12 protein-coding genes are annotated in these 22073 nt (G+C 43.3%); 6 read left to right on the plus strand and 6 right to left on the minus strand.

The window, feature by feature from the left end:
- Nucleotides 1–16: 16 nt before the first annotated feature.
- A complete protein-coding gene (locus tag FQ608_RS00485) occupies nucleotides 17–1264 on the minus strand; it encodes a fibronectin type III domain-containing protein (RefSeq protein ID WP_158855843.1) in 1248 nt (415 codons plus the stop codon).
- Nucleotides 1265–1403: 139 nt separating this feature from the next.
- Nucleotides 1404–2813, minus strand: coding sequence for an alkaline phosphatase (locus tag FQ608_RS00490; RefSeq protein WP_158855844.1), 1410 nt, complete (start codon nucleotides 2811–2813; stop codon nucleotides 1404–1406).
- Between the two features lie 459 nt (nucleotides 2814–3272).
- Between FQ608_RS00490 and FQ608_RS00495 the strand changes: the two genes are divergently transcribed.
- The 4 genes from FQ608_RS00495 to FQ608_RS00510 all read left to right on the plus strand — a co-directional run bounded on the left by FQ608_RS00495 (nucleotide 3273) and on the right by FQ608_RS00510 (nucleotide 8188).
- A complete protein-coding gene (locus tag FQ608_RS00495; protein WP_158855845.1) occupies nucleotides 3273–4145 on the plus strand; it encodes an ROK family protein in 873 nt (290 codons plus the stop codon).
- A 117-nt stretch (nucleotides 4146–4262) separates the two neighbouring features.
- The gene (locus tag FQ608_RS00500; protein WP_158855846.1) at nucleotides 4263–5513 is read left to right on the plus strand and encodes an MFS transporter; all 1251 of its coding nucleotides are present in this window, start codon (nucleotides 4263–4265) and stop codon (nucleotides 5511–5513) included.
- Nucleotides 5514–5528: 15 nt separating this feature from the next.
- Complete coding sequence (locus tag FQ608_RS00505; RefSeq protein WP_158855847.1) at nucleotides 5529–6692, plus strand: DNA-binding transcriptional regulator; 1164 nt, start codon at nucleotides 5529–5531, stop codon at nucleotides 6690–6692.
- Between the two features lie 203 nt (nucleotides 6693–6895).
- A complete protein-coding gene (locus FQ608_RS00510; protein ID WP_158855848.1) occupies nucleotides 6896–8188 on the plus strand; it encodes a hypothetical protein in 1293 nt (430 codons plus the stop codon).
- 252 nt (nucleotides 8189–8440) lie between these two features.
- Here the strand turns inward: FQ608_RS00510 and FQ608_RS00515 are convergent, their stop codons facing one another.
- The 4 genes from FQ608_RS00515 to FQ608_RS00530 all read right to left on the minus strand — a co-directional run bounded on the left by FQ608_RS00515 (nucleotide 8441) and on the right by FQ608_RS00530 (nucleotide 15579).
- Nucleotides 8441–9787, minus strand: a complete 1347-nt coding sequence (locus tag FQ608_RS00515; protein WP_158855849.1) for a purple acid phosphatase family protein — start codon at nucleotides 9785–9787, stop codon at nucleotides 8441–8443.
- 238 nt (nucleotides 9788–10025) lie between these two features.
- Nucleotides 10026–11714: a SusD/RagB family nutrient-binding outer membrane lipoprotein gene (locus FQ608_RS00520; protein ID WP_158855850.1), complete on the minus strand. Its 1689-nt coding sequence runs from the start codon at nucleotides 11712–11714 to the stop codon at nucleotides 10026–10028.
- A 20-nt stretch (nucleotides 11715–11734) separates the two neighbouring features.
- A complete protein-coding gene (locus FQ608_RS00525; protein ID WP_158855851.1) occupies nucleotides 11735–15166 on the minus strand; it encodes a SusC/RagA family TonB-linked outer membrane protein in 3432 nt (1143 codons plus the stop codon).
- Nucleotides 15167–15372: 206 nt separating this feature from the next.
- On the minus strand, nucleotides 15373–15579 hold the full coding sequence (locus FQ608_RS00530; RefSeq protein WP_158855852.1) for a hypothetical protein: 207 nt from the start codon (nucleotides 15577–15579) through the stop codon (nucleotides 15373–15375).
- Nucleotides 15580–15797: 218 nt separating this feature from the next.
- Here FQ608_RS00530 and FQ608_RS00535 point away from each other — a divergent pair, with 218 nt between their 5' ends.
- On the plus strand, nucleotides 15798–17564 hold the full coding sequence (locus tag FQ608_RS00535) for a purple acid phosphatase family protein (protein ID WP_158855853.1): 1767 nt from the start codon (nucleotides 15798–15800) through the stop codon (nucleotides 17562–17564).
- A 158-nt stretch (nucleotides 17565–17722) separates the two neighbouring features.
- Nucleotides 17723–22009 carry a DNA polymerase III subunit alpha gene (dnaE, locus tag FQ608_RS00540; RefSeq protein WP_158855854.1) on the plus strand — a complete coding sequence of 1429 codons (4287 nt, stop codon included), beginning with the start codon at nucleotides 17723–17725 and terminating at the stop codon, nucleotides 22007–22009.
- Nucleotides 22010–22073 lie beyond the last annotated feature (64 nt).

Here is a 22073-nt window from a genome sequence, read left to right on the forward strand (position 1 = left end):
CACATGCTCGATTTCATTACTTTAAAAGCGGATTAGGTGGATAAGAATCGATAACGTTACCGTCTTCATCGACGGAAATAATATTAAAACTGCTTCCCTGAAGGGTAACTAGCGTAAAGGCACGAATGGAAATTGCTTTATCCAAATACCAAGTAGTCTCGGGATCGTGAACTTCTCTAGGTCTGGTACCCCAAGAACCATCCCCTATGAAAACCACTCCATCTTTGTCCACTTGGTTATTTTTAATCGGAAAGGTGCGCTTATAGGCATGGTCATGATTTTCAAAGACCAACTTCACTCCTGCTTTTTCGATCAAGGGCAACCAATGCTCTCTTACCCTGGCTTGTGTGGTCCCGTTAAAATCCCTCACAGAAGGATAGGCAGGCACATGATGCATGGTAATAATTTGAGTTACGTCATCCCGAATACTAAGCTCTCTTTTAAACCAATCCGTCTGGGGCCCAATAATGGGGTTGGAATGGTCGGAATCAAGCAGGAAAAAACTGAAGTACTTTCCAAAATCCAACACCCCATAGCCAGGCTGTCCTGGAAAAGCAAATAAGCCGTAGTAAAATGGCGACATTTTAGCGCGGTTTTCATCGTTAAAAATGATCTCTTCACCTTCTTCAAAAACAGCCTTTCGAACTTCATGATTGCCTATTCCAAGTATTAGTGGGATGATTCTTCCATCTTCCCGAATCAACGTGTTCTTTACCGCATCAAACCACTGATACCACCGACCTACATTAGTGGAATCTCCGTTGGCATAGGCCAAGTCACCCCCAATCACTGCAAAATGCGGATCGAATTTCGCCACTTGGGTATTGGTTTTTTCCATAAACGCCTGATCATGCATGGAATCCCCGCCAATGGCTATCCGGATTGACTCTTTGGCAATATCCGCAGGCATGGTGTTGAAATAATATTCCTTGTTCCTATCTCCAAACTTGATGCTGTATGAGGTGCCCGGTTTCAATCCTGATAGAGCAACCCTGTGAATTTTTCGCTCCGAATGGGGAAAAGGATTTACTTCGCTTTGGTGTTGGGCCCAGGTGTCCGTTCCCTGTTCTTGTACATGAAGAACTTCGGAAGTAGAAGATTCAAGGTGCCAATCAACCACCATTGAGGTGAGGGGGTCTTCTTTCCATGTCAAAAAAATCCCTGTGGGCTCCTGCTGTGCCGAGGCCGCAGAAATACTGAATACGGCTACTAAGTAGACCAAAAGGCAATATTTTTTCCAAAGTGCAAATTGGATGTTTTTCATACTATGTTATTTTGGCTAAGATCTTAGAGTAAAAGAAGCTGATCTTGTTTTTATTTTTTTTTAAGTAAATTGACTGGCTAATAGGGAAAGCTGATAACAAAAAGACAGGGAGCAATAACGACCCCCTGCTAAATCCAATTTACCACGCATAGGCCATAGCCGGCACGTGGGTGGCGTTAAGCATAAAATTGTGTAGTTTATAATTTTCTATAAAGGCAGGCAAATTTTCACTACCCGGCCCATACATAGCCAACTCCACATGGTCTGAAGAATGCCCGGTGCCTGCCCAACTGATCCCTGTATAAGGAACCTGAATTTCTGAAAGCAATTTCAAGGGAATCTTTCCCGTGTCGTACAAACCATCCTCATTTACTACCTGATAATTTTTCAAAATAGCCGTAGCCTCTTCCGAGTTGATCGTAATTCCCTGGTAAGAATTGATTAGGTCAACAACTTGGGAAGGTGTATTATCTCCGTTCAGCTGTTTTAAAACCCATTCGTTGGAGCGGGTGGATGTGAATAGCGTTCCGAATTTCCCCTCTACGCTTCCATCAAATAACCCCGGGTTTGCATTGCCGTGATCAGTGGTCATGATGACAAGTGTTTCTCCGTCCTTTGACGCAAAGTCCAGCGCAATTCCCACCGCCTCATCAAAATCAATCTGGTCGTATAGTAAAGCGGGAGCATCATTGGCATGGGCAGCCCAGTCTACTTTTCCACCTTCAATCTGCATGGCAAAGCCATTGGGGTTTTTACTGAGTAGCTCAATGGCCTTTGTTACCATCTCCCCCAAAGTAGGCACCGCCTTTTTGATTTCGGGATCATTTTCACGATCAATCGCAAAGGGTAACCCCCCTTCTGAAAATATGCCCAACAATGGCCCATTGCCTTGGACTTTCATAAGTTCATCCCGTGTTTTGGCAACGGTGAATCCAGCGGCTTTAAAATCCTGATACAAATCCTTTTTATCTGCCCGGTGTGCGGAATTGAAAAGTTCATCACCTCCCCCCATCATCACGTCAAACCTTAAATCCTTATATTTTTCAGCAATCGCTGGCATGGCACTCCGACTTTTTTCATTCACACAAAATGAGGCCGGCGTGGCATGGGCAATCTGCACAGAAGTCACGCACCCGACGGACTTACCCGCTGCTTTGTATTTTTGCAAAATAGGCATGGGTTCCTCCCCGTTCGGTCCAATATTCAGAGATCCGTTAGGAACACGCATTCCACAGCCCCATGAACTTCCGGCGGCTGCGGAGTCGGTTACAATAGAATTAGTGGAGGCAGTTTCCATCAGTGAGCGCTTCATCATATTGCCTTGGTAAGCTCCAATCCATCGACTTCTACGACCTTCTTTCTGCTTTAGCAGCAGATCCGCCATGTTTAACGTTCCTGTACTCATTCCATCACTAACCAAAAAAATCACGTTTTTTGCTACTTTCCGAAAGGGGGTTTCTGTATTGCTTGCAAATGCGGCACCAGTCCCTAAAGCAGTTGCCCCAAGGGAGGCGAACATTCCTTTCCTAAAGAAATCTCTTCTTTTCATATTATTTTATATTTTTTTTCAAATTTAGGATTTCCAAACACACCTGATAAAAACCTAAAGTTATCATATTGTGATGAATGGGGGATGACCATTTGTGGAATTCGCCTATATTATCTGCCTATTACGAATTCAAACTGATAAGTTCTACTCCATGCAGAGATGAGCTTAACTACGAGATTTATTAATAGACAGGTTAAAAAACCACCATATGCCGTATTATATACCTTATTCGCCCCATTTGGGCTATTGTTAAATATTTAAAAAATCAGATAGTCCGAAAATCTGTTTCCAAGTATAAAAAGAGTAGGTAATTCAGGAGCTACCCCCTGAGAAACTGAATATCAAGTAATTTCACATTTCAATTGAAGAAGATATTCTTCTTTCAATTGGTAAACAGCAATGGTATAAATATATTTGTAGTTATCTTTTTGAAGAAATATTTCACCTACTTAGTATAAAATGAACATAGGAATTGATTTAGGAGGAACAAAAATCCAAGTCGGTATAGAAAAAGACGGTGAAATTCTTCATCAAACAAAGGGCCTTTTGAAAGAAAAGGACAGTCTTTCCTCCACGCTCGATCAGGTCATACAATATATCAAACCTTATATGGAATATAAGGTCGAAGGCATAGGAATCGGTGTCCCCTCTGTTGTAGATATAGAAAGAGGCATTGTATATAATGTGACCAATATCCCGTCTTGGAAAAAGGTGGCGTTAAAGGAAATCCTCGAAAAGGAGTTTTCATTGCCAGTTTTTGTCAACAATGACGTAAACTGCCTGGCTCTCGGAGAGCACAAATTCGGAGTCGGCAAACCATTCAGTAGTCTAGTGGCCATGTCTATAGGCACAGGCCTTGGATCAGGTATTATTATAAGAAATAAATTGTATGCAGGTGTCAATTGTGGTGCGGGGGAAATAGGCCTTTTGCCCTACAAAGACAAGAATATAGAGTTCTACGCCAGTGGGAATTTTTTCAGCAGTTTTTACGACACCACCGCCTTGGATGCCTATAAATCTGCCAAGCAAGGAAATCAAGAAGCTCTTCGTCAATGGAAGGAATTTGGCCACCATTTAGGCGTTTCGGTACAAGCTGTATTATACACCTACGACCCTCAGGCAATCGTTCTAGGCGGATCAATCGCCAAGGCCTACGAGTTTTTTAAGGATAGCATGGAAGCCAGTTTCTCAGAATTCATCTATCCGGAATCCATCAAAAAACTGAAAATATTTGTTTCCAAAAATGAAAACATTGCCCTCCTCGGTGCGGCAGCCTTGGTTGACCTATCCATGGAACATGTCAGTGGGGTAGTAAAATCTGTGCATCCCTAGAAAAAAAGCCGCCTTCCCTCAACGTTCGGTATACGCAGGTTGCCGCTTAAAAAAATCCACTACGGCCTAATTTAAATTATTGTAATTTGCTCTTGAAGTCATGAAAAAAAGACAGCTATGAAACCAAACAACTTAATCGTTGCCCTGATCCTATTGATCTTTTTTGTTATTTCCTTTTTGACCAATATACTCGGGCCGATTATTCCGGATATCATAGACAGTTTTACCCTCAGTATTGGATTAGCAGGGTTTTTACCATTCTCCTTTTTTGTGGCCTACGCTGTGATGTCCATTCCTTCGGGCATCTTGGTAGAAAAATACCGTGAGAAAAAAATATTGGTGACAGCTTTTCTCATGGCTTTTCTAGGAGCTTTGTTATTTGCCCTCATCCCCAGTTTTGGCATTGCGCTTTCCTCTCTATTTATCATTGGAATCGGCATGGCTATGTTGCAAGTGGTAATCAATCCACTGCTGCGTACGGCAGGGGGTGACAAGCACTTTGCCTTTAATTCAGTGCTTGGCCAGTTGGCCTTCGGTGCGGCAAGCTTTCTTAGTCCACTGCTATACAGCTACCTGGTAACAAATATGCACACGGATGATGTTTCCGCCATTATTACAACGCTAAATGGCTTGGTACCAGAAAACCTAAAATGGGTTTCCCTCTATTGGGTTTTCGCAGTGACTTCTTTATTGATGGTACTGATCATTTCGTTTGCCAAATTCCCAACCGTTGAGTTGAAAGAGGATGAGAAAATCGACGCCGGGTCTTCCTTGAAAGAGTTGCTCTCAGACAAAATGGTGATTCTCTATTTCTTGGGTATTTTCTGCTACGTGGGTACGGAACAGGGAATAGCCAACTGGACGTCAAAGTTTTTGCAGGATTATCATGGAGTGGATCCAGCTACGACCGGCGCATCCGTTATCTCCTATTTCTGGGGTTTGCTGACCGTTGGATGCCTGTTAGGTTTAGTGTTGCTCAAGTTCTTTGACAGCCGAAAAGTGCTTATTTTCTTTACTTCGGGAGCCATAATTGCCCTTTTGGCAGCCTTGTTTGGCCCGACCCAGGTGGCGATTATTTCCTTTCCGCTGACTGGCTTTTTCGCTTCCGTAATGTGGTCCATTATTTTCTCTTTGGCACTCAATTCTGTGACCAAACATCACGGAACCTTTTCTGGCATTTTGTGTACAGGAATAGCGGGTGGTGCCGTTGTACCCCTAGTTGTAGGGGGCATTGCCGAACTGGTAGGCTTAAAAGTTGCTATGCTCTTTTTATTAGTTACATTAGGGTATGTATTGAGCATAGGCATTTGGGCCAAGCCTTTAGTAACCAATGCCACTGTAAAGAATATCAGAGACATCTTCAATTAACTAATCCAAAAAGCCATGTATAAGATTATCTTGTTATTGGATTTTGCGGAAGAATACAGTAAAAGTTTACTGAAAGGAATCTCCAAATACTCTGCGGAACATGGTCCTTGGACTTACTGCCGCATGCCCTTATACTACCGAGAGACGATTGGTATAGAAGGCATCCTGGAATGGGCAAAAGATTGGGGTGCCGATGGAATTATCGGACAGCTCTACAATGAAATGGATATTCAGAAAATCCTGGATTCCAAAATCCCAATCATTGCTCAGGACTTCAAGGAGCGGTTCGAAGACCTCCCAAACATTACAGGGTCATACCGGGAAGCCGGATTGATGGGTGCCTCTTATTTTTTAAAGAAGGGCTTTAAGAATTTCGCCTTCTATGGCTTCAACAACATCGTGTGGTCGAGGGAACGGGCGGAAGGATTTGAAGCAAAAATTCAATCGGTAGGATATAAGGTTCACTATTTTGAACACCGGAAGTCTAGGTCGACAGACTTGTGGTATTTTAAAAGCAACTCCCTAAGTAAATGGTTGCTGTCCCTACCCAAGCCTATTGCTTTGATGACTTGCGACGACAATCAGGGACTCCATATCACGGAAGCCTGTAAACAAAACAAAATAAGGATACCGGAGGAGGTTGCCGTACTCGGAGTAGATAATGATGAAATGCTCTGCGAACTATCTGACCCCCCACTTTCAAGTATCGGTTTAGATATCGAAAAGGGAGGCTATGACAGCGCAAAGCTAATGGAGCACATGATCAAAAACGGACATGATGACCACTATGACATTTTTGTAAAACCTACCCAAGTCATAACGCGCCAATCCACCGACATCTACGCTACCAATGACGATTATATAGCCTCCACCCTAAAATACATCCATAAAAACATAGAAAAAAACCTTCAAGTTGACGAAGTGGTAAAGCAGGTTCCCTTATCCCGAAGAACGCTGGAAAAGCGATTTTTACAAATCACCGGTTATCCCATTTACAAATACATCTTTAATCTAAGAATAGAGAAGTTTACCCAAAAACTACTCGAAACGGACCAAACCATTTTCGAAATCGCTATGGACCTAGGGCTAACTGACAGTAAAAACATTGCCCGCCAGTTCAAACAGGTGAAAGGCTGCAATCCCATTGATTATAGAAAGCAGTATTTGGCGGGTAAATAAAAGGAGCTTAGTTTTCAGGCATTCCTATTCTATATTCCCAAACGAAAAGGACTTTAAGCCGTTTAGCAAAAAACCAATTCTATCTTTCCAATATTTACAAAAACAGGTAGTACATATCCTGCAATCACCGTATATTGTTCAAACAAATTTGGCAATCACTGCCTTTTTTGCATCTCTGGAATTCACAAATATTTAAATCAAGTATGAAACGTCTTACGAAAGAAACAATACTTTCCATGATAATTGTCGGCATGAGTTTAGGCACAGCTTGGGCTATTCGTGGCCAATTTGGCCACGAACAGGGCGCTGCCTGGGCTGGGGGTATAGGCTCCCTATCCATCATCTTGCTTTCCAAACGCACCGATTGGTACACCAAGGGAATCAAGGCTGCTTTTGCGGGTGCCGTGGGATGGGGATTGGGAGGTATGATGAGCTATGGAGCCGTTGTCGGTTATGGGCGTGGAGTGGATTTTGTCAATGTGTATTACGGATTGTTAATGCTTCTTATTATTGGCGGCTTATACGGTTTTATTGGAGGAGGACTGTTTGGCTTGGTACTAGCCGATCATAAAGCCAAAAAAGTCAGGTGGCATCAGGTAGTCATTGAAATGACTGTTGGCGGATTGATATTCTACTTTTTCATTATCGAGCAATTGGGCATTCAGATGACCCCGCCGCGTTCAGAAGCATGGGGTGTATGTGCGGGAATTGGCATTGCACTACTCTACTATATGGTTCGCACCCGACAACATGGGGCCTTACGGGTTGCAGTTTTTGCCGGACTTGGTGGTGGGTTTGGCTTTGCCTTTGGTAATTTCCTACAAGTATTAGGAAATGCGGCCGAAGTTAGCTTTAATATGTGGAACGTGATGGAATATTCCCTTGGATTTTTTGGAGGGGCAGGCATGGCATATGGAACCTTTACATCTTCTTGGCCAAAAGAAGAGGCAATAAAACTAAAAAACTCAAACCTGCTGATTCCACTGGTAGGGTTGGTATTGTTGATCCCGTTTTTTGTATGGCAGCAATCTTTTATAATGAAAGACCTGTTACCTACCATGGAACGCTTACAGGTGGAAAATCCTGCCAGCTTGATTAGATTAGTGCAGTGGTTAGTATTTTTCGTGTTTTTGCTTCCGGCTATCTATTGGATCAGGCAGTTTGCCGAGTTTAAATCAGCTGGGCTTACATCTATTAAGCGTCCGCCTATTAAGCACCTTTTTTGGGGCTATTTCGGTATCTATATCCTTTTTACAATTTTCGTTACAGGATCCTTTTTGAGTTTTTATCGAATCGAACAATTTCTATATATCCTGAATTTTATCGTAATCGTGTGGGCATTACCCCAATTAAAACCAACGTTTTCAGGCCGTCCGATTGCTCCGGTAAAATGGACCTATGCCTTGCTCCTGATTATCGCCGTGATAGCCGTATTGACGCTCATTGCAATCAATACCCACGGTGAGGTGCCTGGCATGAACCGAAGATTTGAATAATAAATCCAGAAAAAAGAAATTATCTTTCACCGTTTTGGCAGTCTCCAAACCAAGGTGCTGCACTAGGATAATCATTTAATATACCCTCGGGTCTATCTCAAATATCAATTTATATCAATTTATATCTAATATCCATCAATTTCAATTCCCTAATATTTCGGCCGTAGGCCATATATCCACCATATTTCAATTGTATTTCTACCTCTTAATATCCACCCATATCAACTATCAATAAATATCAATCTACACCAATTATTCATATTCCGGAGTATCGGGAATCTTATTTATTAGTTCATTACTTCCATCTGACCGCTTATGCAGTTCGAAGGCATCGTAAAGTTCTCCATATATCGTATAGGCCTCGTATGACAACTTCTGGTCTGCGGAGATATGGATCAGTTGATAAGTTTGGGTTCTGGAAGCTTTTCGTTCCATCCACGGATGGTCTCCCGCTTCATACATCTTTATTCCCGCCATTGACACAACATACACGGTACCTTCCTGTTCCGCAGTCACCCCAGTCATTGTACCGTTCTGACTTGGACCAACCATTCCCCGGCCATAAGCATGGTCATGGCCTTGAAGCACTAAGTCCACTTTATATTTATCCATCAACGGTTTAAAGTGATTTCTTAGATCTGTATTGTCCCGGTTGTCTTTGGTGGAGTAAAAGGGGTGGTGAATGGTAACCACCGTCCATTCCCTAGGGTCATTGGAAAGCAGGGAATCAAGCCATTCCACCTGTTTTTGCTTGAGAAACGGAGATTCCTCTATCTCCTCAGCGTTTAATGATATCAGTTTCAAATTTGGATAGTTAACTTGGTAGCAAGTTTCCTCCAATCCTTTGGGACCGTTTAGCGGCAGGTTAAACTGGGGTTGCCACTGTGGGGATAAAAGCCCATCCTTGCCATACTCGTGGTTGCCGGGAGTCATTATACTGGGAATAGTGGCATGGATAAATCCTCCAGCTTGAAACCATTCGCCCCACTCAAATTCATTGTCATGTCGGTTGATAAGATCTCCGGCATGAAGGGAAAAAGCAGCCTGGGGATGATGCTTATATGCTTGGCGGATAAGCCTGGACCAATGATCCCTCACTCCGTTTTGTGCATCGCCCAAGTAAATAAAACTAATCCCGTTGGCCTCTGGATCGGGAAGTTTCACCTGAAACCATTCACTCCAATTATCATCCATTCCGACCCGATAGACATAGGTCTTCCCCGGTTCCAAACCACTCATCTGGGCTGCATGGTAATAGGCTTCAATGGTTGGATTGGTTTCATGACTAACAGAGAGAAATTCACTTTTAGCTTCATCCGCAACAACATTTTCCAAAAATGCGCTCGAATGCATCGCTTCCGCCCATTCCACCTTTCCATGCTGCTGATCTACCGAAGTCCGCCAATTAACATTAAGCGTCGAAAGTGGCGAATCAGATAGGTTTAGGATTATTCTGTCTGGAATCGAGGTAGGCAGATAAGACTTTTGTTGGTCACTTACCGCAACGGCCGTTTGGGCATTTACGCCGATAAACAAACTCATGCACAGTAGAAAGAAACAAAAAAAGGTTTTAAATTTTTCTTTTGGGGTTGTTTTCATTTTCAATGATTTTCATATGGATGAAAAGGGTATTTGGATACTCCTTTTTCTGTATATAATACTTGATTTAGACCCGTATCGGCTATCTGATTCTCGAGAATTACCGAAGTGTAGTTGTTCTCCGAGATGATCCAAAAACCTATACAGCTGAATTCATAAAATGAATCTATAGGAATGAAAGCGAAAAAAAAGCCCTGGTTTTGTTAAACCAGGGCTGAAAAAATTTGAGTTTAAATAGCTACCAAGGCTTACCTGTGCCTTGGATTAGCCATGGTTTGGACCATGGACTGTCAGATCCGAAGTTTCCGGAAAACGGCGTAACTTCCAATCGGGTGATTGCAGTACTGATATTGTCGGTATTGTTGTTATACTCATCATTTCCATATCGGAACCTCAACGCTACCGCCGGTGAGGCTGCTCTAGGCCCTGCCTCAAGGGTTGGTAACCCTGTTCTTCTATAATCCGCAAAAGCCTCTGAACCAGTAGTCCAACTTGCCACCCATTTTTGGGTGATGATTTGTTCCAAGGTATTGTTGAATGCTACCTCAGGATTACTTATGAAACTAGTATAAGTGTCCGCTTTTCCCCAAGTGGAAAGGGAATTCTCTATCCCTTTGTTGTAATGGTCAGCAGCGTTACCCACTCCCCAGCCTTTATGCGCAGCTTCTGCTAAAATAAAGCTAACTTCCGCGGAGGAAATTATTCTTGCTTTCAATATATCACCAGGAGCACCTGCGGTAGCATAGATAGGAGCTAGTTGGGAAACGTGTTGGTTTTGGGTGCCTTGACCTGGAGCCGGATTCCCATTATATGATTCAGGAACATCTATACCTGGAGGAAGTCCGACATATAAATCCGTATTCCTAGTTACTCTATTTGGATTGAAATGGCGCGTGAACTTAACATTTGCATGTTGTTCTTCGAACTCATCAAAGGTATAGGTCAATGCGCCAATAGGCTCACCGTCCGCTCTTATAAAAGTTTCAAAATCCGCATCCAATGCGGGGTCAGCAACCCATTGCACCCTAACTGAATCAAACCAAACGGTCAACCTAGGATCCATGGTTTCTGATAGTTGATCCACGAATGTCTGACAAGCCTGCCAACGCTGAAAACCATCTGGATTAAGTCTGATGTGCCTAGATATCCAAATATCGTTGGAGCCTCCTGTATAATCCAAAGTGGCATCATCACTTGGGCTTTGTATGTAAATTCCGCTGGAGTAAATGGCTTCAATCCCGGCCTTTGCAACTTCAGGTTTTTTGGCAGAAATCCTCATGTAGTATCTTAACAACAGGGAATTGGCAAAACGATGCCATTTGTTTACATCTCCTCCAAAGTATAGGTCGTTTCCTGTAGTTACCCCTTCGTTCGTTGCGGTAGCGAGGATTTCAGAAGCCTGCTGCAAATCACGAATGATACCATCATAAATGATTTCTTGGCTGTCGAATGTAGGTTGCTGAAATTGTTCACCTCCTTGGTCGCCTTTAAGTGCATCCGTATAGGGCGCATCACCCCATAAGTCAGTGATATTTCCGAAGGCGAATGACTTCATAGTCAGACCAACACCAACGAAGAAATTGTTATTTAGCTCTTGACCTCTTTTATACATCAATTCATTCGTTCTAAGGATATCAAACCATCCAGACCAATCTCTTGGACCCCAATCGTAATGGTTATGGGAGCTGTACCAACCGTTTTTCTGGGTATGCTGTACAGCACCAGCCAAGTCGTTAAAGCCTAAATCCACATAGCTTTGCGCCGATGACGCCAATACTGTAGGCAATAGCAAGTTAGGGTTTGCATTAGCCGGGTCAATGGCATATGGATTGATATTTGCTTCATTTAGATTTTCCTCACAGCCTGTCATTAGGAAAAGCCCTAAAAGGAAAATAGCAATCTTTCTAAATTCAAGTAAATTTTTCATGATTAATATTTTAATGGACTTTATAAATTAAAATTCAGTTTGAAACCAACAGGAACAGTCCAAGGTAAAACATTTTGCCGCTCAATTCCCTGTCTGAATTGACTGGCTGTGTTGCCTTGAGCACCTGAATTTGCCCAGAATGCACGCTCTGGATCAACTCCGATGTCAGCTTTAGTCCAAAGCATAATGTTTCTGGTGTAAACGGAAATGGAGGCATTTCTAAATACACTAACATTTGGAATCCTATAAGAAAGAGACAATTCTCTCAATTTGATAAACGACGCATCGAAAGTTACTTGTTGATTGTAGTTCCAAGCATAGGTATTCGTTATAGGACGGACAACTGTACCTTCCCCTCCCAAATGCTCGCTATAGACATCGTCGCTAAAATCATCCGGGGTGTTCTGCCCCGCAGTTTGCACTACACCAGGTACAAAGGCACCATCGTGCCCATTTTCATCAAATGGAAGCCCTCCTGTTGCTGCAGTATGACCACCTACCCTGGGGAAATTGCCGTTTTGAGGTATGATATATTGTTCTGGATCCGACTTCAACAGTGCTATCATTTCTTCGGTACTGTATAATCCACCGGGAATCAAGTTGTCCAATTGACGTTGGGATTTCCAATCAGATTCTCCATAGCGATAGGTATGGGACATAAACTCGCCACCTTGTCTCCAATCAAAACTTGCGTTTAATGTAAAACGTTTATAGCTAACAGCAGACTGCATACCAAGGATGAAGTCGGGGTTAAAATTTCCTACTTTCACTAAGTTTTCATCGCCAGAAAGCCGCTGCCATCCGCCGTTATTTAAGATTGGCCATCTGTAATAGGGAGAAGATGGGTCTTTTACATATGCATAACCCTCACTATATAGGTCTCCAATTTGTTGTCCTACGAATGTAATGGCACCTCCACCGTTTTCAGTCCATAGATTTAGGCGATTCAAGTCCGGGGTAAGTTCCTTTACAGTTGTTCTGTTTCTACTCCAGTTGATGTCAATATCCCAATTCCAACCATTTCTTGAAACGGGAGTACCACCGAGGGTAAATTCCAATCCCCGGCTTTCAATTAAACCTGCATTAATTAATCTGGCACTATATCCAGAAGACCTTGGCAAGTTTACAGCAAAAATCTGGTTTCTGTTATCGACCGTATAATAAGTAGCTGTGAATCGTAATCGGTTGCTATACATATTTAAGTCAATTCCCCCTTCTATGGATGTCGCCTGCTCCGGCTTTAAGTCCGGATTCAACAATGCGGCAGGAACTGTGGCAGTATTGATTGAATTGTATAGACCTGTACCTAATGTCTGCAATAGTTGGTAGGGATTAGTATCGTTACCGACTTGGGCCCAACCTACTCGACCCTTCAACATATCTATCTTTTCTGACATTCCCAAGGTATAGTTAGCCAACCAGCTCAAAGATGCTGATGGATAAAAGTAGGACCTGTTGGCTGCTGGAAGGGTACTGGACCAGTCATTTCTTGCTGTCAAGTCCAAGTACAGCTGATCATCATATCCAAAAGATGCTAATCCATAAATACTATAGATATACCGATCGGAATAGCCACTGCTTACTGACCTGTTCGTTGCAGGTATGTTATCTAGGTTATAAATACCCGGGACAACCAAGCCATTGTTCCGATCTCCCCCAACACCAGCATCCAAACTGGTTCCAAAACGTCGCATAATGTTTCCGCCAGCAGACGCATTGAAATCAAGTTTTCCGAAATCGTTTTTGTAACTAGCCAAAAAATCCGTATTTGACTCTTGAGTCAACAATTCAGAAACATAATAGCCACCTCTGTTCATCCTGCTGTAACTAAACGGAATTTTCGTCTCTCTATTTTCATTGGAACGGTCCATGGAATATCTGGCTGTCAATGAAAAATTCTCGTCAATCTCGTAGTTTAAGGAAACATTCCCGTAGATTCTGTCTCTATTAAATCCGTTTTGAATTCCGTAAGCTATAAAGTAGGGATTATCACCGACAGGGGTTCTGATTTGCTGAATACCTTCTTGACCCGGAACCCAAATCCCTCTCATTTCATTGTAGTCGATATAAGAAGAATTATATACCGCTTCCAGAGGGTTCGCCCGTCGATCACCTGTACTTGGTCGATTGTTGGACATGCTGTTGCTATAATTAAAGTTGGTGTTAAAGGTCAACTTATCGAGCAATTTGTAAGAAATAGCGGTCGACAAACCGTTTCGGTACAAATCAGAACCCGGGATAATGCCTTCATGCAACATGTTCGAATAGGAAACTCTAAAAGATCCTTTATCATTCCCCCCATTGATGGCGAGATTATTAGTTGAAGTTACGCCGGTTTGTAGAAAATCCCTCATAGCGTTTGGATACGAGCGCAATTCTGTTGGGATTTGGTTTCCATCAGGGCCCACTGGACTGTTCCATTGTATGGCTGTATTTCCTACATCCAATTGAGGCCCGCCCCAATAAGCTGAACCGGCGTTAAATACACCTTCACGCTGACCATTGGCGAATCGATAATGGAAATCAACTAACCGTGTCGCCTGTTCAAACACGTTACTTGTAGAGAAAGAAATCCCAAGATCTTTTTGCTTGGAGCCTGACTTCGTGGTGATAATCACCACGCCATTTCCCGCACGGGTACCATAAAGGGCAGCAGCACTCGGACCTTTTAAAACGGAAATACTCGCAATATCATCAGGATTGATGTCGGAAATAGCATTTCCATAATCCACCTGATTTCCGTCTCCATTCTGACGAATGTTGTTCAACGAATTCGACATCGGAACCCCATCTACCACAAATAACGGCTGATTGTCAGTCGTAAGGGAGTTAGCACCTCGGATAACCATACTAATGGAAGAACCAGGACCACTGGTTTGGTTGATAGACACACCTGCCATCCTACCAGCAAGCGCACCCAACACGTTTTCCTGAGTTACCTGAGTAAGGTCTTCTCCTTTGACATTAGAAACGTCATACCCTAAAGATCTTTGATCCCGCTCTATGCCCAATGCGGTTACCACAACCTCTGACATAGCAGACATGGTCTCCTGCAAGGAAACATCTATAGTACTTGAATTGCCAACCTGTACCTCACTGGTCTCAAAACCCACATAGGAAAACACCAAAACTGAATTAGGCCCAACTACTTCAATCGAATAAGCACCCTGAATATCCGTCACGGTGCCGTTGTTGGTGCCTTTTTCTACTACGGTAACGCCAGGCAAGCCTGAGTCGTCACCCTCGGCGGTAACCCTTCCTCTTACAGTGACTGCTTCGGCTTCTATATTTTCTTCCAGCCTCTCCAGAATGGAGGCGCCAGTAGTACTGACGGATGCGTCAGCACTGAATGACGTGTTGGCCATCGTTGCGTATGGACTTCCATAGCAAAGGCCAAACGATAAAAGTGGAACCATCCACTTATACATTTTGCTAGTACGGTGTTGTTTCATTTTTCTTGGATAATTAGCTTTACATTATTTTTTATTTCTGAGGTAAATTTTTATTGGAAAGCAAGTTTCCAAACCGTTGGCGATGACTCTTCACTAGGCTAAATTATCTAGAGAAGCTAAGACGTCTTTATTACTGAGATTAAATTTGGATTAATTTTATTTTTTGGAAAATATTACTGTTGAACTGGTATATTTGGCTGGAAATTTTAATCAGTTTTCGGGATATTTCCCGGCTGCTCAATCTTGGCAGCGTGTTCTTCCATGATGGAATCAAAATGATTTTTCAAACTCGTCTCCAAATAGATCACCATCTTTTCATCCTCCAAGCCGCCTAGAAATTCTTCAAATTCCTCCCTAGAAATCTTGTTGGAGACGAGGTTCTGAATCAACGCATCTGCTTTTAACTTTTTCATTGACTTGCTCTTCTGAAAAGATATACATTAGGGTACATTAAAAGGACTATCGCATTTGCCAAAATTCTTTGTAGAAAAAGCGCAGTATTGAGTGATAATCTCTCCTAAGAAAAAATATTGTCTTTTAAATCCAATCGAGTAGTACAATCGAAATTTTATTCAGTAATTATTTAAGCGTAAAACAGTAATTATCCATCAGACGATTTTGCACAAGATTTATGAAATACTTTCACCTAATAACCCTCCTTTTACTTTTTGCCTGCAAAAATGAATCTCAAGATATATCAACCGGCCCCCTCTCCGGAACCATGGATGACTTAGTGACCCGATTCTATGAGAGCTTTGAAAAGCCGACGTTGGATACCATTTCCGACGCTTTTATCCACGAGTATATTTCTCCTTCTGAAAAAGAAGTCCTTTCAACACGTTATTGGAATTTTGAGGTAGATGTACCGGTCACCGTCTCCATCATGCGGGACAAAGACCAGCAAACAATCCCTTTTTGGCTTGCACCATCGGGATTTGAAAAGACGGCCCTGACCGTTAAAAACTCCCATTCCACCTATGAAGTCTGGCAAAAAAAATTCAATCAAGGTTCCGTTGATCTGGGGATCAACGGGTTCGACAAACACCGACCTGTCTATTTTGTGGGTGTGGCGCCGCAAAATGAAAGGGATGAAGTTACCATTACCCCCATATTTCCAGAAAATCAACACATCGAGACATTTGACGTAGGTGCCTTTACCTACCACGACTGGGACGGGCTCACCCTTACAGAAGTGCCGGATCAGTTGAAAGGCCATCAATTGCTTACAACAATCAGGGGCCGTGCCAGGGAAGCGCATCTGATTGGAGCCTTTCGAAATTCTGATTTCCCATCTTCTACTAGTCCTGATCAAGTTATGCTTACCTGGAGCGGTGAACCAAGCACCACCGTTGATATACAGTGGCGGACAGCACCTGAAATTCAGTCTAGCCAGGTACGTTATTGGAAAGCAGAAAATTCAGACACGTTGACCCAAAGTGGTAATGCCAAAATAATGGAAGACCGCCTATTGGAAAACGACCGATATATTCAGCGGTATACAGCTAACCTCTCCGGTTTGACTCCCGGAACAACCTATCAGTATCAGGTGGGAAGTGACCAAGGAGTATGGACTGACGCTGAAACATTCAAAACAGCAGCACAATCACCAAGTCCTTTTTCCTTTGTTTGGTTTGGTGACGTGCATAATACCGACACTTGGGGTGACCTGATTCATCAGGCGGACGAAAAACATCCTGATAACTCATTTTATATTATCGCCGGCGACTTGGTAAATACAGGCCTACATAGGGATGATTGGGATCAACTTTTTGGCTATGCCGGAAAAACTATCTCCCGAAGACCCTTGATGGCAGTACCCGGAAACCATGACAGCCAGGATGGATTGGGAGCCTGGATGTATGAGGATATGTTTAGCTTTCCCGACAATGGCCCTGATGGGTTTAATCCTGAACGGACCTATTCGTTTACCTATCAAAATGCCCTCTACTTAATGCTGGACGCAACTCTCCCGAACGCCCCACAAACAGCATGGATGGAAAAAGTATTGCAGGAAAATACATCAGATTGGGTATTTGTCGTCACTCACTTCCCTCCCTACAATGCGGTGGAACCTTATGAGACCCTTATTGAAGAATGGGTTCCCGTGTTTGATAAGTACAGCGTAGATATGGTCATGGGAGGGCATTTTCATTATTATATGCGCTCCAAACCGTTAGTGGATAGTAAAATTTCTTCAGACCCTTCCGTGGGAACCCGTTATGTTATTTCCATCGGAACAAAAGGGAAAAATAAAGAAGCTCCAAAAGGAGAATATGCAGATGTGCAGTTTGAAGCAGAGTTTCTTTACCAACACATGGAAATCGATGGTAAAAAACTCCGGTATACCAGTTACAATTTAGATGGGGAGGTAGTTGATCAATTTTCTATCGAAAAATAGAAAAGTTAAGGTTGGAAGGTTTTTCCAAACCCTAGCATTTATAACTTTATGCTGATACTCAGCCTTACTGAATCAATGGAATTTTTTTTTTGGGATTGAGGGTAGCAGATCAGAAAGAATAGCCGTATTTTAGAATTTCCAACGGAAAGGAAATTCCCATGTACATTATCTTTGATACAGAAACCACCGGGTTGCCCGGTAACTACAATGCGCCTATCACGGACCTTGACAACTGGCCAAGACTTGTTCAGTTAGCTTGGCAGCTGCATGACGCCAAAGGGAAGCTCCTTTCGCAACAAAACCACATTGTAAGGCCGGAAGGATTTACAATTCCCTACAATGCTGAAAAAATCCACGGGATTTCTACAAAGCGGGCTGAACAAGAAGGTAAGCCACTTACGGAGGTTCTTTCGTTTTTTCAGAAGGACATGGAAAAGGCCAACTTCATGGTCGGGCATAACGTGGAGTTTGACGTAAAAGTCACTGGGGCAGAATTTCTCCGTAAAGGAGTCACGACAAATTTTATCGAGAAAAAGACCCTCGATACCAAAGAGATTTCCACGGAATATTGCGCCATTCCAGGCGGGAAAGGTGGCAAGTTCAAGTGGCCTACGTTGACAGAATTACATCGGAAGCTTTTTGGAGCCGACTTTGATGCTGCCCATGATGCTGCCTATGATGTGCATGCGACAGCAAAGTGCTTTTTTGGTTTGATCACCCAAGCTGTACTCCCACCTAAAGAAGGAATTTCCATATCAGAAGTAATCTATGAGGCTCCAAATTTAGAAGCTGCTAACTTTGAATTTGCGGTAGACGATCAAAAAGCAGCAGCAAAAGATGTCCTAAAGGCGGCTGGTAGGGCTGATATTTCTGACCTTGCCGGAGTTCCATTTGTTCACCTGCATGTACATTCGCAGTTTTCCATACTTCAAGCAACCTCGGAAATCCCCAGCCTAATCAGAAGGGCCAAAGAAATGAATATGCCTGCCATCTCCATGACAGACCATGGGAACATGATGGGGGCCTTTAACTTTGTACGGGAAGCCTTGGCAAATGATATCAAACCCATCCTAGGCTGCGAGTTCAATATCACCAAAGACCGAAAAAACAAATCAACCAAAGACGACGGCTATCAAACTGTACTTCTTGCCAAAAATAAGGCAGGTTACCACAACTTGGCAAAACTCGCTTCCTATGCCAATACGGAGGGATTCTATTACCTTCCCCGCATAGACAGGGAGCTCCTACTCCAATACAAGGACCACCTTATAGCCACTACTGGCGGCCTTTGGGGCGAAATCCCTTTTCTAATCCTGAACGTGGGCGAAACGCAGGCCGAAGAGGCCTTTGTCTGGTGGAAGGAAATTTTTGGAGAGGACTTTTACGTCGAATTAAACCGCCATGGCATCCCCGAAGAAGAAAAAGTAAATGAAGTGCTACTGCAGCTAGCACATAAATATAAGGTCAAGTACTTTGCTGCCAACAACACCTATTACAACCAAAAATCCGATGCCAATGCCCATGACATTCTACTTTGCGTCAAGGACGGAGAGTTAGTTGAAAAACCAAAAAAATATATTGGCAGAAGAGGTAGGGAATTCCGCTTTGGATTTCCCAATGAGGAATTCTATGTGAAATCCCCCGAGGAGATGAAAAAGCTTTTTGCCGATATGCCGGAGGCGATTATCTGTACGCAGGAGATTGCGGAGAAGATCGAATCCTACAAATTGGCCAGGGAAGTACTTTTACCAAAGTTTGACATTCCGGAGGAATTTATACATCCGGAGGATGAGGTTGATGGGGGAAAACGGGGAGAAAACGCCTATCTACGCCACCTCACCTATGTAGGTGCCAAAAAACGATATCCGGAGATTACGCCGGAAATCCAGGAACGCCTGGATTTTGAACTGGCTACCATTGAGCGGACAGGTTATCCCGGATATTTCCTTATTGTCCAGGATTTCACCCGGGCAGCCAGGGATATGGGCGTAGCTGTTGGGCCGGGCAGGGGATCAGCCGCTGGGTCCGCAGTGGCCTATTGTGTAGCGATCACAAATATTGACCCCATCGCTTATGACCTCCTATTTGAGAGATTCCTGAACCCCGACCGGGTATCCCTTCCCGATATTGATATTGACTTTGACGATGAAGGAAGGCAAAGTGTCATTGACTATGTAATCCAGAAATACGGAGCCAATCAGGTAGCACAGATAATTACCTATGGAACCATGGCCGCAAAATCCGCTATCCGGGATACTGCGAGGGTTCTAAATCTCCCCCTTTCGGAGGCTGACCGCTTGGCCAAGTTGGTTCCAGATATCAAGCTTAAGGCTCTTTTTGATCTTGCGAAGGATCACGCCAAGCTTTCGGACAAGCTCAAAAACAATTCCGAAAACGTACAAAAGGCGATGGAGCTTATTCGTATCTCCAAAGGAAGCGACGACAACTCCAAAACGGTAAATCAAGCAAAAATTCTCGAAGGATCAGTAAGAAATACAGGTATTCACGCCTGTGGGGTTATTATCACTCCAGATGATATTACCAACTACGTGCCCGTCGCCTTGGCCAAAGACTCAGAGATGGTCTGTACCCAGTTTGACAACTCCGTCGTGGAGAGTGCGGGATTGCTGAAGATGGACTTTTTGGGATTAAAAACCCTGACGCTTATCAAAGATGCCGTCAAGATCATTAAAGAAAGACATGGGGTAGCCCTTGACCCAGAGGAATTCCCCATTGAGGATGTAAAGACGTATGAACTCTTTCAGCGGGGAGAAACCGTTGGTATATTCCAGTATGAATCCGCGGGGATGCAAAAGTACATGCGGGAACTTAAACCCACGGTTTTTGCCGACCTTATTGCGATGAATGCCCTGTACCGTCCCGGACCGCTGGAATATATTCCCAAATTTATTGCCAGGAAGCATGGATTGGAGCCCATATCGTATGATCTGGACGATATGGAGGAGTACCTGAAAGAGACATACGGAATCACAGTTTACCAGGAACAGGTGATGTTACTCTCTCAAAAACTTGCCGGATTTACCAAAGGTGAGGCTGACGTATTGCGAAAAGCAATGGGTAAGAAGCAGAAAGACGTGCTGGATAAAATGAAGCCCAAATTCATCGGACAGGCAGGTGCTAAAGGACACGATAAAAGCAAGCTGGAAAAAATCTGGAAGGACTGGGAAGCCTTTGCCTCCTATGCCTTTAACAAATCCCACTCTACCTGCTACGCTTGGATTGCCTATCAGACAGCGTATCTAAAAGCACACTACCCGGCGGAGTACATGGCATCGGTGCTCAGCAACAACATGAATGACCTAACCCAAGTTACCTTCTTCATGGAGGAGTGTAAACGGTCAAACATTCAGGTTTTGGGTCCGGATATCAATGAATCCAACAGTGGATTTACCGTAAACATGGAGGGACAGGTACGGTTTGGATTGGCTGCAATCAAAGGCGCCGGAGGGGCAGCGGTGAGTGCCATTATCGAAGAGAGAACCAAAAACGGAATCTATAAGAACATTTTCGACTTTGTCAAACGGGTGAACCTTCGGGCAGTAAATAAGAAAACCATGGAGGTGCTAGCTATGGCTGGCGGATTCGATTGCTTCAAGGAGCATCATAGAAGGCAATACTTAGAAGCGCCAGAAGGAGAAATTCCATTACTGGAAAAAGCCGTCAAGTATGCGCAGAAAATCATTCAGGAAGAAGAAAGCAACCAGGTTTCCCTGTTCGGGGGAAGTACGGGCATGGCAATCCCTGTACCAACTGTCCCTAGTATGGAGCCATTCAGCCAGCTACAGGAACTTAACATTGAAAAGGAGGTAGTCGGGTTATATATTTCAGGCCATCCCCTGGATCAGTTTAGAATCGAGATAGAGGCGTTTACCAATACCAAGCTGCCGGAGATGGCTCAAATAGATGTGATCAAAGGGCGGGGAGAAATCAAACTGGCTGGAGCAGTTACCTCTTTCGCACATAGAACTACTAAAACAGGAAAACCATTTGGAACCTTGACGGTAGAAGACTATCATGGAGGTCATACTTTTTTTATTTTCGGAGAGGACTATGTCCGGTATAAAGAGTACTTTATGACCGGGTGGTTTTTGTATATTACAGGCGGCATTTATCCCAACAGATTTAAGCCCACAGAGTTGGAGTTTAAGATAAACGCAATTACTCTATTGAATGAACTTAGGGGTAAAATGATCAAAGGACTTCGGGTGCATATTGCGTTAGATGACTTGACGCTTGACCTTATGGAAAAGCTGGAGGCAATCACTACCACCTATAAGGGCGATGCCAAGCTTTACATAAATGTCATCGACAACAAGGAAAATATCACCTTGGACCTCATGTCTAAAAAGTACCTGATTGATCCTTCAAACGAAATGATCAGTGCCTTAGGGGCTATCCCTGAAATTGCTTACAAAATCATTTAATAAAAAATCGCAATGTGCAGGAACTAAATAAGGTTTGAGAGACTTTATTAGTATATTTTGTATT

The sequence above is a fragment of the Lunatibacter salilacus genome (assembly GCF_009797935.1).
GTDB classification, from domain to species: Bacteria; Bacteroidota; Bacteroidia; order Cytophagales; family Cyclobacteriaceae; genus Lunatibacter; species Lunatibacter salilacus.

Excerpts from the sequence above, each read along its gene's own strand:
- FQ608_RS00485 (WP_158855843.1), bottom strand. The coding sequence starts at position 1,264 with ATGAAAAACATCCAATTTGCACTTTGGAAAAAATATTGCCTTTTGGTC.
- FQ608_RS00490 (WP_158855844.1), bottom strand. The coding sequence starts at position 2,813 with ATGAAAAGAAGAGATTTCTTTAGGAAAGGAATGTTCGCCTCCCTTGGG.
- FQ608_RS00495 (WP_158855845.1), top strand. The coding sequence starts at position 3,273 with ATGAACATAGGAATTGATTTAGGAGGAACAAAAATCCAAGTCGGTATA.
- FQ608_RS00500 (WP_158855846.1), top strand. The coding sequence starts at position 4,263 with ATGAAACCAAACAACTTAATCGTTGCCCTGATCCTATTGATCTTTTTT.
- FQ608_RS00505 (WP_158855847.1), top strand. The coding sequence starts at position 5,529 with ATGTATAAGATTATCTTGTTATTGGATTTTGCGGAAGAATACAGTAAA.
- FQ608_RS00510 (WP_158855848.1), top strand. The coding sequence starts at position 6,896 with ATGAAACGTCTTACGAAAGAAACAATACTTTCCATGATAATTGTCGGC.
- FQ608_RS00515 (WP_158855849.1), bottom strand. The coding sequence starts at position 9,787 with ATGAAAACAACCCCAAAAGAAAAATTTAAAACCTTTTTTTGTTTCTTT.
- FQ608_RS00520 (WP_158855850.1), bottom strand. The coding sequence starts at position 11,714 with ATGAAAAATTTACTTGAATTTAGAAAGATTGCTATTTTCCTTTTAGGG.
- FQ608_RS00525 (WP_158855851.1), bottom strand. The coding sequence starts at position 15,166 with ATGAAACAACACCGTACTAGCAAAATGTATAAGTGGATGGTTCCACTT.
- FQ608_RS00530 (WP_158855852.1), bottom strand. The coding sequence starts at position 15,579 with ATGAAAAAGTTAAAAGCAGATGCGTTGATTCAGAACCTCGTCTCCAAC.
- FQ608_RS00535 (WP_158855853.1), top strand. The coding sequence starts at position 15,798 with ATGAAATACTTTCACCTAATAACCCTCCTTTTACTTTTTGCCTGCAAA.
- dnaE (WP_158855854.1), top strand. The coding sequence starts at position 17,723 with ATGTACATTATCTTTGATACAGAAACCACCGGGTTGCCCGGTAACTAC.